Annotated in this window: 13 protein-coding genes and 1 pseudogene; 1 reads left to right on the top strand and 13 read right to left on the bottom strand. The window is 41.3% G+C overall.

Translation table 11 applies throughout. The features are described from left to right. Positions 1–63: 63 nt before the first annotated feature. From AC1DLI_RS32750 to AC1DLI_RS32765, 4 genes are all read right to left on the bottom strand, one after another. Complete coding sequence (locus AC1DLI_RS32750) at positions 64–552, bottom strand: GNAT family N-acetyltransferase (protein ID WP_477609643.1); 489 nt, start codon at positions 550–552, stop codon at positions 64–66. Between the two features lie 738 nt (positions 553–1,290). Further along, a complete protein-coding gene (locus AC1DLI_RS32755) occupies positions 1,291–1,896 on the bottom strand; it encodes a GDSL-type esterase/lipase family protein (protein ID WP_477609670.1) in 606 nt (201 codons plus the stop codon). 207 nt (positions 1,897–2,103) lie between these two features. Beyond that, positions 2,104–2,544, bottom strand: coding sequence for an oxidoreductase (locus tag AC1DLI_RS32760; protein WP_477609645.1), 441 nt, complete (start codon positions 2,542–2,544; stop codon positions 2,104–2,106). Positions 2,545–2,569: 25 nt separating this feature from the next. Continuing rightward, positions 2,570–2,905 (bottom strand): hypothetical protein, encoded by a 336-nt coding sequence (locus tag AC1DLI_RS32765; protein ID WP_477609647.1) that lies wholly within the window; start codon positions 2,903–2,905, stop codon positions 2,570–2,572. A 395-nt stretch (positions 2,906–3,300) separates the two neighbouring features. Here AC1DLI_RS32765 and AC1DLI_RS32770 point away from each other — a divergent pair, with 395 nt between their 5' ends. After that, entirely contained in the window at positions 3,301–3,774 is a 474-nt protein-coding gene (locus AC1DLI_RS32770; protein WP_477609648.1) for a DUF2975 domain-containing protein, read from the top strand. 197 nt (positions 3,775–3,971) lie between these two features. Here AC1DLI_RS32770 and AC1DLI_RS32775 read toward each other — a convergent pair whose 3' ends face one another. From AC1DLI_RS32775 to AC1DLI_RS32815, 9 genes and pseudogenes are all read right to left on the bottom strand, one after another. Beyond that, on the bottom strand, positions 3,972–4,442 hold the full coding sequence (locus AC1DLI_RS32775; RefSeq protein ID WP_477609650.1) for a hypothetical protein: 471 nt from the start codon (positions 4,440–4,442) through the stop codon (positions 3,972–3,974). A 259-nt stretch (positions 4,443–4,701) separates the two neighbouring features. Further along, a complete protein-coding gene (locus tag AC1DLI_RS32780; RefSeq protein ID WP_477609652.1) occupies positions 4,702–5,481 on the bottom strand; it encodes a phosphotransferase family protein in 780 nt (259 codons plus the stop codon). Between the two features lie 257 nt (positions 5,482–5,738). Beyond that, positions 5,739–6,197: a pentapeptide repeat-containing protein gene (locus AC1DLI_RS32785; RefSeq protein ID WP_477609654.1), complete on the bottom strand. Its 459-nt coding sequence runs from the start codon at positions 6,195–6,197 to the stop codon at positions 5,739–5,741. A 427-nt stretch (positions 6,198–6,624) separates the two neighbouring features. Then, the gene (locus tag AC1DLI_RS32790; RefSeq protein WP_477609656.1) at positions 6,625–7,392 is read right to left on the bottom strand and encodes an IucA/IucC family C-terminal-domain containing protein; all 768 of its coding nucleotides are present in this window, start codon (positions 7,390–7,392) and stop codon (positions 6,625–6,627) included. A 34-nt stretch (positions 7,393–7,426) separates the two neighbouring features. Further along, on the bottom strand, positions 7,427–8,440 hold the full coding sequence (locus AC1DLI_RS32795; protein ID WP_477609658.1) for an ABC transporter substrate-binding protein: 1,014 nt from the start codon (positions 8,438–8,440) through the stop codon (positions 7,427–7,429). Between the two features lie 226 nt (positions 8,441–8,666). Further along, complete coding sequence (locus tag AC1DLI_RS32800; protein ID WP_477609660.1) at positions 8,667–10,433, bottom strand: ABC transporter substrate-binding protein; 1,767 nt, start codon at positions 10,431–10,433, stop codon at positions 8,667–8,669. Between the two features lie 95 nt (positions 10,434–10,528). Further along, positions 10,529–11,533 (bottom strand): phosphotransferase enzyme family protein, encoded by a 1,005-nt coding sequence (locus AC1DLI_RS32805; RefSeq protein ID WP_477609662.1) that lies wholly within the window; start codon positions 11,531–11,533, stop codon positions 10,529–10,531. A gap of 459 nt (positions 11,534–11,992) precedes the next feature. After that, a pseudogene (locus AC1DLI_RS32810) lies at positions 11,993–13,263 on the bottom strand (FAD-binding protein). 457 nt (positions 13,264–13,720) lie between these two features. Then, the coding region (locus AC1DLI_RS32815) for an ABC transporter permease (protein ID WP_477609664.1) at positions 13,721–14,295 on the bottom strand (575 nt) is incomplete at its 5' end.

A 14,295-nucleotide genomic window follows, 5' to 3' on the forward strand; every position in this document is an offset into this window, starting at 1 on the left:
ATCAATGTGTGTTATTCAACTATCGTTACTCGTTAGCTTAATGAATTATTTCTTGAAATTGCACTAACCCAAAAAGGATAAATCTTTTATAAACCAAGCGTCCGTAGCATTATGCTCTGATCCATCTAGTGGTCTTTCAAGTTGTTGGAAACCTAATTTGATGTAAAGGAAATTTGCTGCTTGAAGTTTCTTCAATGTTTCTAAGTAACAGAGTGTATAGTGAACCTTGGCGAAGTCAAGTGCTACTTTCATAAGATCTTTCGACAGACCCATACCTTGAGCTTCGGGTGTAATGTATAGCTTTTGCAACTCGCAAATTCCCGGTTCCTCCCCAAATGGGGCAATCCCCACACCGCCTACCACTTCATTTTGTTCATTGACTGCCACCCAATACTTTGAATTTGATTGTTCCTTGTAATATTGTGTCAGACTTCTCAGTTGAGGGTCAAAATATGCTGTTCCCGGAATGTTTAGGTTAAATGATTCCAATGAGCGTTTAATAATTCGCTCTATTATTTGATTGTCCTTCTCTTCAATTTCACGAATTTGCATAGTTTCATTCTCCCGATATCTAAATAATTATAATTTATTAACTCTAATAATATTCGCCAAATAATTCAACCTAATCAAGTCTCCCGCCCGTTAGCTTAATAAAATGAGCAGGCAACTGCAACGCCTGCTCATCCTAGTTCATTTTCTCACTCTATGTCTTATTACTTTGGTCATAACATTCAGTGTAAAAAAACCAGTATTGCCCCGAGAGTATTTAACAATAAATCATCAACATCAAAGCTACCTATTCGAGAAAACAATTAAATGAGCTCAAGAAATAAACTCAATAAGAAAGAAAAAGTAAAAAGTTGAACAAGGTTTAGCTTCCTCCATGCAATCACTGGTAACAGAAATCCAATAGGAATAAAAAGGATAATATTGCCCACAACATTCTTGATAACAATATTCTGGTTTGACGTATGAAAAACATAAGCTTTAAACAATATGACTTTTAATAATAAAAGCAAATAAACTAGAAAAGTGATTAAAAATGCTACTCTTATTATCGTAAATTGATTATCAATAGTATTCATTAATGACCCAATACACACCTTCCATTTTGAAGCCTAACTGAGTTTGGTTTCAGAAATTATCCATTTCCTGTAAATAGACAGTCTGAAATTAAGACGCTATAAATGTTATGAAAGTCGCGCTATACTGCCCTTTAGGCTTAACAAAGAAAGGGAGCAGCTGCAGCAGCAAATGCTCCTTGAATGTTTAACTCCCTCGGTTCATTATTTATATGAAAATCCCATATACCGACAAACTGTTTCGCAATACGTCTGCCATGATGTTATAGCCAAGTACATTAGGGTGCAGGGAATCATCCGCCAATTCGGGCCGCAATGTTTTTCCGTCAGGACCCACTAAATGGGTGTAATAATCGATATAGATCGCTTTTTCGTATTCAGCCATTTTTTTGAGTGCATTGTTCGATGCAGCGAGTAATTCGTTACGGATATCGGTACTGCATTTTGGACATTGAATTATAGGTTCAAAATGGAAACATGGAATATTTCTGCCCGTAGGAATATTCGAACCGACTATCGGCATTATACCGTTGTTTTTTGAGAGCTGTACCATCATCGTAATGTCTCTTAAAATTTCATAATAGATTTGCTCGGGGGTTCTTCTCTGGATCATTTCAACTGCATCCAGCCTCCATGTATTGTTTGTCCCTCCTAAAATATGAACATATTTAGGCTTTAACTGAATAACGTCTGCCGGAAAACGCCGTAACATCGTATACGTTACGTCTCCAGCAATCCCCCGGTTGATTAAAAATTTGCCCGCTGCTCGGAAATAGACATGTAAATCCCAATACTGCGTGATGGATTCACCGATAAAATCAAAATCAACTACGAATTTCTACAATATGTAGAAATAATCCCCTCTAGACTATTCGTTATCCCTGCAAAGCATCTATAAGTTTTCATCGTGATCCTTGAAAACGAACCATGTTGACTACATTTTCCTGCCGGTTAGGTGTGCGAAAGGCTACCGTTTTTATCGGTAGCCTTCCATTGTTGTTTATTGAACAAACGTTCCCCGTTAGCGTAATCGACCAATATCATAAGCTTTTTCTATTGATGATTTGTAGTTGTCCCATTCAAAGTGAAAAGGTCCTATATCAAGCAGTTGATTATTATGTTCTAAGTAAAAATTGCTCCACTCAACAATATCTGCTTCTTTATCAATAGCTACAGAAATATAACCACATTCCAAATCACCGCACTGCGGACAAATCAATATTGGATACCTATGATACTTATATTCAAAGGGATATTTAAATAAAAAGTAATCAGTTATACGCAGTAGATGCTCATCATTCCCCCAACGAAACGCAGGCACAAATTCGTACTCTTTTAGCCTTTGATATAAGGACACCGAATCAATGATTATGTCAGCAAATGCTGTGTTGTTCTCTACTTTTGAACCATCTTCACCATATCTGCTCGCTAATCTTGTCTCTAGAAAATTTATATTAGTCATGGCTCCTCCATTGAATTTCCACTTGCTATCGAGTGAGATCGCCGTTGAAAGTGAAAAATTCCACTTCGACGACGTTTCCTTCTTCTAACCCCTCACATTTGCCTAACATGAGTTGCTGCTCATCTCCATCATCCTGGATCTTCATCTCCCCACACGTGAATGTTGTTTCCTCACCGCCGTACATGTCCCTCGTGCCATCCATTCTGATCGTTACCAAGTTACCATCAGAATTCAAATCGTAAATCGTATATCCGCCGTCAATGATAGGCGGAATTGCCAGAACGTAATCACCATTTTTATCATTGAATCTATCTACAAATTCCTGCATCCGCTTTAAATCTTCGTCACCGAACGTTTTCAAAATTTGCTGCCTGTATGGATTTGTTTTTCTTGATTATTGCTTGAGTTTGAGCATGCTGATATTCCAAAGCAAACAAGCATCAGGAAAACGAGTTTGAAATTTTTCATGATGTTATATCTACCCCCTTTTATACGTAGACGAAAAGTATGGACAATTGTTGCTTAAGTTAACCTGCCCGTTAGCTCAACAAGGCTGCCGTTTCATTCCGGCAGCCTCGTCCTGGTGATTGTTAAGCTATAGTTCCCCGTTAGTTGAATCAAATGTTTTATTTTTGTCAAAATTAAAAGGAAATCTCAATAACAATAATAATATAATAAAAAACAATGCATATTTATTGTATAACGACAAATCATATGCTAAAATCATGTTGTTATTAAATAAGCGAGGTGTTTTAAATGAATGTTAAACGAGGTTCAACCACTTTCTTAAAGGTAATTATTTTTCTGGTTGGAATCGCAGTGCTTGCTTTGTGTATCTGGTTGCCTGAGATAGCCGTTAAAGATGCAAGGGTACATCCAGATACGGCTTACTTCCTAATCCCCTTTTTAGTATGTGCATACGGATTCTGTATTGCGTTTTCTGTTGCGTTGTCTCAAGCATATAAACTATTAACCTACATCGAAAAGAACAATGCTTTCTCTGAATTATCCCTTAAATCCTTGAAGATTATAAAGAACTGTGCTTTTACAGTCATTTTCCTCATTTTGTTAGGAATAGTAAGCTTAAGGGTACTTGCTCAAGTTACAGATAGTGATGATGCGGCGGGTCCTACATCATTATGTCTAATGGGTATTTTAGCAACAAGTATCATCGCAGCCATTGTGGACGTACTTCAAAAGCCATTAAGAAATGCCCCAGATATAAAGTGAAAAATTGAATGAATAACGGAGATTTAAAACTACAGGACACGATAGTTCAATAAAGACACGGAGGCAGCCGATCACAATCATCGGCTGCCTTTTCCACGCTAACGGGCAGTTTAGCATAATGACTGATTCAGTTTTATTCCATGACGTAAATATCCTTATTGTGGTAATATGTTTCTGAGATAGTTCAATGAGTTACTTTAATTATCAAACCAAAAGATCATACGGACATTCTCAGGCTCGTCAATTTTACTCAAACGGGGGATAAATTCATACACAAAAGGGATATCCAACGCTTCGAGAGGAAAGATTTCGTTATTGTCATCCTCGATTTTTTGTTGCCAATCGTATTCGAGGAGTTCTTTTAGAGTTAACCAACTTCTTGTATGTGCGTCGTCGTTTTCTTTGTCGCTCTGATTTTTCACTTCAGGGCTTATATCGTCAGGCAGTCCCTTTGGCAACGATATGGGATGGATATTATATTCATTTCTTTCATCTGCTAGTATCGCAAATAACAGATAATTTCTATCTGTCCAGAAATGTTCTCGAACCCTCATTCCCTCAAAGTAAGGGGCATGTATCCATTCATCTATACTAATCCATTCAGTCATTAAAGGATTGTCATTTTTATTTATTTTCTGCTCGATATATACATGGATGTCGGTCCCCATTTGATCCCCTGCCTTTCATTAACTTAATTCGAATTAAGTTCACCAAMCCACCTTAATTTTATATTGGAACTAAACTGCCCGTTAACTTAATAAAAAGAGCAGGCCACCGCAGCACCTGCTCATCCATTTGTTATTCACCTATCGTCCCCCGTTAGCTTAATCTTCTAGAGGAATAGTTCTCTTTGTCAAACGATCTAGATGAGCTAAGGTTCATGTTTCAGGAATATATTGTTATCTGATGAGGCCTTCGAAGCGATACTTAAAAGAACTTATACAAACCTTCTTGGAAATACCTATATTCTTCATCTGTTATCTTTAATCTACCATAGGATTCAAAGAATAATTCTTTATCCCCCTTTTGATCAAAAACAGCCTGCTTAGGTCTGATTGCCAACGCGATATCAAATCGCGGATCACCAAACGCAGCTCTTGGCCAATCGATAATACCAATCACATTATTGTTGTTAACCAATACATTATTAGTGTGGAAATCGCCATGAATCAGAGTATTCTCAATCGGTTTAGGTCTATAATTTTTCAGTCGTATAAGTAATTCATCAGTGCCATCCACATTATAATTAGCAAGATTGTGGCTTGCCTTCAGGAGCATCGTATCTAACCAAGATTGATCGTTCTTGCGCAATCCAACAGGGAATTGGCTTTCATGGATTTGCTTTAAACATAAACCATAGTGAGATATAACTTTCTCTCTATCCCTGAGATTGGGTTTACTTCCTAGGAAATGTCTCAAACTAATTCCATCTATATAATCCATGAGTAGCCATCTAGATTTGTCCTGAATATGGAAAGCATATGCTTTTGGAACCGGTAGTCCAGTAGTCGAAAGATATTGTAATGCTCTATATTCCTCCGATAACCATTCATTAAATAAATGATGCTCAGTCTTTTTAATTACGAACTGATGATCACGAGTTTCAATTTTAACAACAAGTGAAGTATGCCCTTGTTGAGGGAATGAGATGTTCTTAATCGTTCCTATTTGATCTACAAATTCAATAGGAATATCATGTATGTCCATTGGTCTCTCCTCTTCCGCCCTTCGTTCTCTTTTAGGTAACGTCTTTTTTTTCGAACTTCGTAAATTCGCCATGCCTTACGAAATTCGCGGAAGTGAATGAATTATCCTGCCCTTTAGTTTAATAAAATGAGCAGGCCACCGCAGCGCCTGCTCATCCATGTGTGATATTCAACTATCGTTACCCGTTAGCTCAATCGTCCGGTTCGTTCAGCATTTCCTCTTGTTGTTTTCTCATCGTGTCTGCTAATGCAGTGACTTTATTCAATCTTTCTCTTGTAATGCTCCAATAAGTCCGTTAACAAGATTCCATCAATGCTCAAACCCTCAATAATACAATCCTTAATCTCTACATTGGAAAGGTTGCTTTTCTCAAATCTGGCAGTGCTTAAATCACTGTTTTTAAAAACAACAGGTTCAATGTTCACCCAACCATCAGTTCCTGGCTCTTCTGACAACTGACTCATTTCTGCATTGGGCCTAATAACATTTTCAAAAACAGTTCCACCCATCTGAATAAAATTAACATGAACATCTGAAAAGTAAATATGCTCCCATTTAGATTTCACAAAGTTCGTATGAGCAATTTTAGTACTGCGCATATCTATACCATGAAAATCTGATTCCTTAAAACAAACCATATGTATTTCTTCATTTCGTAGGTCTTGTAATTCCAAACCATTTTTCGAATCCATTACCTTCTTTTGAGTAAGCGGCACTTTAAAACCTCCCTCATTATGGTAATTATACTATAGATTAGTGAATGTATGTTTCTCTGTAAAGTGCCTTTTAATCCCACATACACCACGCTAAACTGCCAGTTGCTCAACGAGGCTGCCGTTCTATGCCGGCAGCCCCGTTCTCGTAATTGTTAAGCTATAGTTTCCCGTTAACACTATTGTTTGATTGATCTAAAGTCTTCTATTTCTCTTTTCATCTAGATATATATCGAGTGCTGCTATCGCTCTAATCAAAAGCTTTATTATTAAATAAAGTGTATCAGTTTATACGTTTCCATACCTTGGATAGATACATATTACCTGCCATTAGTTGAGAAAAGGCTGCCGTTTGGCAGCCTTGACGTTATTGAACTGTCGTTCCCGTTAGTTGAATTATCGTAATGACTTTCTTGTATCTTATCTGACCTTAGCTCCTCAACTTCGGACAGTTCGTGCAGTATTCTTCAATACTGGAGACCTCATAGTAGAAACAGCATGTTTTGCGAACCCGCATAGGTGCATTAGAATCAGATGTGAATGACGGTTTGCCATAAAAGCGGCCCAACGGGTTTTGTTTTTCCCCGAACAAAGCACCTGGAGCTAGATGAATCAGATACTGAAAGTCTGCTCGGCTGCGTAATTGCTCCTGCTGTTCACCCGTTACCCCGATTCTTTTCTCGTATAGTGAGAACACACGAACCGCAACATTTTCCCATAATATCATTTTGGGCACGTTAGCCACTCTAGACATGACCGCTATTAATTTCCCTATATTCCCAGCAAAATGAGTTTGAATAACCTTATCACGCCATACATGTCGTTCATTAGCTTCGGGCATTGCAATATCAATATCGGCTAGACTGAAATGCTCCAGCCAGGAGTGACCCGGTGAAGATTCAAGGAAGCAATTTTCGGCAGATAAATCCAGTCCCTTGTTGTACACTGTCATGGCGTACAGCAGCGGAACAGTGGTTAAGAAGGCGTACCTTTTAAAAAACTGCGAAGCTGTGGTCATCCTCGATGGGGACTGTAGAAGCACTGTCAGCTTATCCAGATAATCAGTGCACATCTCCACGTCGAGCAAGTCCAAAGCTCTCACCGAATGAACAGAACAGGTTGAACCATTTTCAAATAAGCCAAATTGTCGGTTCAAATAATCCCATTCAACCTGCGCGAGCCGTGACTGCTTGTTCATACCCAACCCCCTTGTACTCTCTGCTCAAAATGATTTAATTGAGCGCATCAGCGATTTGATCGACAATCAAATTGATCGCAATAGGTCCATAATAACCGATCCACTGCGCCGTGTTTTCCACATATACTTGGTTTGCCTTAACCGCGTTCAGACTTTTCCAGATCGAAGTGTTCTGAAATTCAGTCGTTAGCTCCAAATTCGTATCGTCCTGGAGTAGAAACATATGATCGGCAGCCAGTTCTGGGGTAACTTCAAGAGAAATCATCATACTTGAATCCGTACTGTTGACTGCCATTTTGGGTGGAGTCAGGCCTAGATCGTCGTACAGAATCTGTGAAGTTCGATGAGATGTCGTTTGGAGACGAATCATTTCATCTCTAGGCCGGATCAAGGCAACCGTTTGGCCCTTCATTTTATCTGTCAATGCCGTTTTTAGATCGCTTATTTTTTGTTTGTAACCATCAACCAGCTCTTGCGCCTCTTCCGGCTTATTCAAGATTTTCCCAAACTTCAACAGTACTGACTGCCAATCCTCATTGCGCTCTAGTAAAATCGTCGGTGCGATTTTGAGTAAATCTTCATAGATCTCATCATGGAATTCCGTAGCGATGATGAGATCCGGTTCTATTGCAATGATTCCTTCCAGATTTGGTTCTACATATGTTCCGAGCAACGGGATATTTCCCATCTTATCGCCTAAATATGGAGGAAGTCCGTTGTCGGTTTCGGCAACTACGCTGCCAGCCGGCTGAAAGCCAAGTGCCAGCATTTGATCCGCGTATTGGACGTCCAACACGACAATTTTCTCTGGAACGTTCTCAAACGTCATTTCACCCTTCAGATGCTCGATGGTGACCGGTGCTGAGAGGACGGTCTCCACTAGGGAGTTGCTGTTTACGGACTCATCATTTTTGACTTGTGGTTGATTCGTCGTTCCTGCCCCAGCATTATTGCTGCCTTGATTTAAGCTGTCTGAGCATGCGCCCAGAAACATTACTAAACTAACTAACAAGCTAAAGGTCAATAAAAATCTGATTTTCGGATACATATATGTAATTCCTCCACATTTCTCTTATTGAGAATGACACTCATCTTCACTTACAACACTATAACGACTCGCTCTGTTATCTTCAATGGATATTTGCGCCAATAACAATGGATTATGGCGACAAAAAAACACCGCTGCTCGAATCGTTGGATCCGGATACAACAGTGTTTGTATAAGAAATGGATCATCGAAGCGCTTGTCATTCCTTGTACTTTACGATAAAAAGTTATTTCGCATCCAAGAAAACTTCAGCCACTTGATCAACCACCTGGTTCATCGAGATAGGGCCGTAATAAGCAATCCAAATGCTCGCTTTGGCGTGGTATACATGATGCTGCTGCACGGCGCGCAGACTTTTCCATTTAGTCGTGGTCTGGATCTCATTCGTCCAATCTTTAAATTTATTGTCGGTCAATACAAAGTAATGGTCTGCATCCAGCTCCGGCAGCGCCTCCAAAGATATGATAGAGCTGGTCCTTTTGCGGTCAACCGCTAGCTTCGGAGGATACAGCCCCAGATCGCTGTATAAAATCGCCGCCGTACGATGAGCGCATGTATGCAGCCTAATGGTATTGTCCTTCGGCCGGATCATCGTTACCGACTGCCCATGCAGCTTGGCTGCCAGTGCCGATTTCAGCCCACTGATTTTGTGTTTATACTGCTGTAAGACCTGCTCCGCCTCACGTTTCTTGCCCATAATCCGACCGATGATTCGTAATGTTTCTCTCCAGTCACGGTTTCGCTCTAGCATGATGGTCGGCGCTATATGCGTGAGGCTTCTATAAATGTTCTGCTGGAACTCGGTGCATATGATCAGATCAGGCGCCAAAGCACGCAGTGCTTCGAGATCGGGTTCATCTAACGTTCCCAAGGGCTGGACCTCACGCAGCTTGCCGATCAAATACTCAGGAAAGCTACTAAGATCTCCGGTTACCATGACGCTGCCGGCCGGCTGCTCGCCTAAAGCCAGCATATGGTCCATAAACTGGGGATCCAGCACAGCAATTTTCTCAGRCTGCCGCTGTAGCAGCAGCTCGCCTTTAAGATGAATGATCGTCCGCAGTGAGCGACGGATAGCAGCATCTAGTGGATCTGACGGTGCCACTTTTTCATTTCCAACTGTTTCCAGAATAGTAGCGTCCGGTTCATCACCTCTGGCTTGATACATCGATTCTCGATACGTGCTTGGTGAAACGCCCGCGTAACGCTTAAATAATCGGCTGAAATAGTAGCTGTCCACATAACCGACTGCTTCGGCGATATCCTTGAGCCCTGCATTCGTACGACATAGTAATTCCTTGGCTTTGTCTATTCGGATCTGCATCAAGTAGTCAATCGGCCCAAGAGCCAGCCGCTTGTTGAACATCCTCTGCATTGTGCGCGCGCTGCAATTCAATTGCGCTGCAAGTATATCTGCTGTGATCGGTTCGGCATAGTATTCATCCATATATTTGACAGCCTGCAGCACTATATCCGGTGAAGCCTGCTCCAATCGACGGTGCTGCAGCTGTCCCATCAGCTCGCAAATGAACTGATAAAATAACGATTTCACCTGTAGCTTTGCCATCGCTTCCGGCTGGCCCCATTCCTGCTCCATACGGGACAAGGATATGAGCAGCGAAGCAGCATGACTGACTACAAAACCATATTGGATCTCAAACGGTTCTGTGCTAGTTAGCAATTGAAGCAGATCTTGGCTGCACGGCAGCGGTAGAGATGCCTTATATTGAATCATATAATATTCTAAATGGTCGGTGATGTCCATAATTGTAAGAACGGTGCCTTTTCCGGCGTGACAAACATATCCATTCTCCACATCATGCTCATCCCCGTCCAGCAGCAGCCGAGCACGACCTTGTATCGTATATAACAGTGTACTCGACGAAAGCTGGTGTGTGTGCAATTGCTCGCCAATCGGCCGCTTGATCCGCTGCACATCAATTATTTTCAGCGATACTTGGTTCCAAAGTATAAGGTGATTCTCCACAATCATCGTATGTTGTCAACTCCTAAAAAGGGTCTGTGGACCGTTAGCTTAACGAACTATAGGAATTAGTGTTGGCATTTTAAACGTTTAATAGCTTTTTCTTAAATCTCTATTTCATTAAAAAGAAATGGTGCCCCTGCTAAATAATTTTTTATTATAGCTTGTGCATAGGGCTGTTCTTCTTTTAGCCCCTCGGTTTCCCTTGGATCAGGGGCATGGTGGCAATAATTCTCTATCATTACCATCACTGTAAAACTTTCTAATGCTGGAAGCCAGTCACCTTCTAGTCTCCTTTTGCTTTCATAACCTTTAATTAATAACTCCCTTTGCCAAGGATAAAGCCCCAAAATGGTATGTGCTATATCATATAGGAAGTATCCAAATCCACATCTCCCAAAATCAATTGGATGAGGTTCCCCATTATGAAATACAATGTTCCCTTGATGCAAATCACCATGAATTAATCCGTAGCTTTGATCATCTTTGCTAAGTTTGTTAATCCAAGAKATTATCCTTTCAGCCGCTAATTGATACAACTGGAATTCGGTATCTGCCAGGAACCGATCATAATGTTGCGCTAAACGATTCATAGCTTTCCTAAAACTTTCCTCACCCCAAAAAGGGCGAATGAAGTTAGGACTCCATTCGAAATTTTGTGATGCCTGATGGAGCTTTGCTAAGAGGATTCCCTCTCTAAAGATTTGATCTTCAGTAAGACCGCCACTCACTTGCACGCCCTCTACCCAACGCATTAATGAAGCGTAACCGAAGTACCCATTCTCCAAGTTAATTTTCACGGTTTTGGCTCCATTGCGGTCTAATATCCCCTTAGGAAGGGAAATATCCATCTTTTCACTCAAAGCATCAAGCCAAACGAGTTCAGAATCTATTTCTTCTCTACTCATTCCTACATAAAAAAATCGGAGTAAAAATTTCCCTTCGTTGCTTGTTTCAATTATAAATGTAGATGTATCGGATAATTGGTTGAAACGTATTTGTTCCCAATCCAAATCATAATTTTGAAGCGCCATTAAAGCCGCTTGCTTTGACTGTGTAATAACCCGCTTAATTTCTTTTTCAGAATCTATCTTAAACACCTCAGTCATGACATCCTCCTATTCCCTAAATTCTCACGGTACAGGATCAATGTGTAATTGTTACTTTAACGCAAAATGACACCAGTCCTTAAGTTCATTCAAGTAGACGATTACCAACCTCAGGTCAGTTTATTGAATGTTAGACTTTGCGATTATACAGAATATCTTAACACAGCAAATAACGGAAGATTGGACGACTTTGATTATAACTAAATTTACAATACAATGTTCAACTATCGTACACAGGAACAGTCTCTAGAGCCGTTATTGATTTTTTTGCACTAATCTGCCCGTTAGCACGGAAAAGGCAGCCATATCGAATCGGCTGCCTTTCATACTGGTATTGAGTTTTCGTGATCTTTTAACGCAGTACTAATTATATCTATCTATGATGCGGTTCTCCGCGCTGTATGTAAAAAAAGGGTTAAGGTTTTGTGGGTGTTTCGGCTGCTATCGCTGATTTTTTGACTATGAATAGCTATCCTTAATATATTTTTTCAAGAATTCATTGCAGAACTTTCCTTGGGGATCGCATTGAAGGAGCAACTGCTGAAAGTAGGGCAACTTCTCGTATAATGATTGTAAATGGACGGGCGGCATCGCAAACAACTTCCCCCAATGTGGACGGGCACGGAAAGGCGCAATCTGTTCCTCAATTAGTGGTAATATTTTTCGAACTGCAATCCAATCCGCTTTCCACGTAAAGTGAATAGCCACCGAGTCCTGCTTGTAACAAGGGCTCATCCACAGATTGTCTTCCGCAATCGTGCGAATCTCGGACACATAAAGGTGTGGCGATATGTAGTTACGTATTCGGTCAATCGCACAAATTGCTTGATAGGCATAGTGGCGCGGCACGAAATATTCACTTTGTAGTTCCTCACCGGCGCTTGGCGTGAAATCATGCGGAAGTGCGGAAGCCGTTCATGCCATGGCCCGGGAATGCCAAACTGCTCGCTGCAGTTCTCCGCTGCGTGTCCTGGCACTGGATGACGATGCACACTTGCGTGCATGGCGCCAAAAAATTCGGATTCCTCCCCAGCAGTGTCATAATCTGATATTTTCCGCTTTAACCAGACTTGATTGAAAGCGTTAGTCTTCCAATCCGTGAAAAGACTAACACTGTAAGCACTAGAGAAAATATCGTCAAAATGATCATTAAGCTGCGCTAAAGGCAAATTATCGAATACATACTGACTCATATGAAATGTGGGAATCACATCTAGAGTAATTTGTGTGATAACCCCCAGTCCCCCAAGCCCTACGACCGCTCCGGCGAGGAGCCCATCTTGTCGATCACGTGAGAAAACGACCCTCTCCCCATCCGCTTTGACAACTTCCATGGAATGAACCGCTGTAGCAAGATTACCGTTCCGGTCACCAGAACCATGTGTTGCCGTTGAGCACGCACCTGCAATGGTAATGTGCGGCAACGACGCCAAATTGTGCAAAGCATAGCCGCATCCGTACAAATAATCGCACAGATCCCCGTATCTAATACCGGCCTCAACCGTAACCTTATTGCGTATATGGTCTAATTCAATTACTCGGTTAAGCTTGTGAAGAGAGAGGAGACTCTCGGTACAATCAGCGATTCCATTGAACGAATGACGGGTGCCAAGCGCCTTTATTCGACTGCTACGAGCTACCAATTCTTGTATTTGTTCCACGGTTTCCGGAACATGAAGTTCCGAAGCGCTATACTTATAGTTGCCTGCCCAGTTTCGATTATTTTCCAATCACATACACTCCCGCTAAATCGAATGAAAGATCTGTGCAAATTGATAGATATGTAATAAAAAACATTCCACATAATTTAGGAGTATCCTGCCCGTTAGCTTAATAAAATGAGTAGGCCACCGTAGCGCCAGATCATCCATCTGAGTTGTTCAACTACATTACCCGTCAATAAAAAAGGGAGCTTCATTCTTCTAGAGCGAGGATGTTTTAGATACAGCTGATTGGTTTGTATTCGTTGACATCTTCCTTCCTATCGCGAGGCAGCAATTAAAGGGATCCAGCCTATTGGTTCCATTAAATCCCTCTCCAAGTTGAATATCCACCACGTTTAGCGGTACCGCAGTTTTGAACGCTGATTCAACTATCGTTACCCTTATCCTTCACTTCACTATAAACAAATAACAAAATAAAGCCCGCGGTTCACCACGGACTTCATTCGAACAATAATGTCCTTCTTCACACTCTCTTTTTATACACCCTCATTGCAAAGAAATAGGCTACGAACAAAATCCCGACGCACCACGCAAGAGCGACCCATATATCATTGCCCACCGGCTGATCTGACAGCAGCGCACGTATAGCCTCTACGATCGAGGTCACCGGCTGGTTTTCGGCAAAAGCGCGAACGACCTTCGGCATCGACTCGGTCGGAACAAATGCCGAGCTTATAAACGGTAGGAAGATAAGCGGGTAGGAAAAGGCACTTGCGCCATCGACCGTTTTTGCAGACAGACCTGCAATGGCCGCTAGCCAAGTTAATGCCAGCGTAAACAGCGCGAGTATGCCGACAACCGCAAGCCACGACAGTATCCCCGCAGATGAATGAAAGCCCATAATCAAAGCGATGAGAACGATTATGATAAGTGATATAGCGTTGGATACTAGTGAGGTGAGTACATGTCCCCAAAGAAATGCGGAACGTGAAATGGGCATGGATTGAAACCGCTCGAATATGCCATTCTGTACATCGTTGAACAGTCGAAAAGCCGTGTAGGATATTCCGCTAGCAATGGCAATTAGAAGTATACCTG

Source organism: Paenibacillus sp. 01T443, assembly GCF_056398325.1.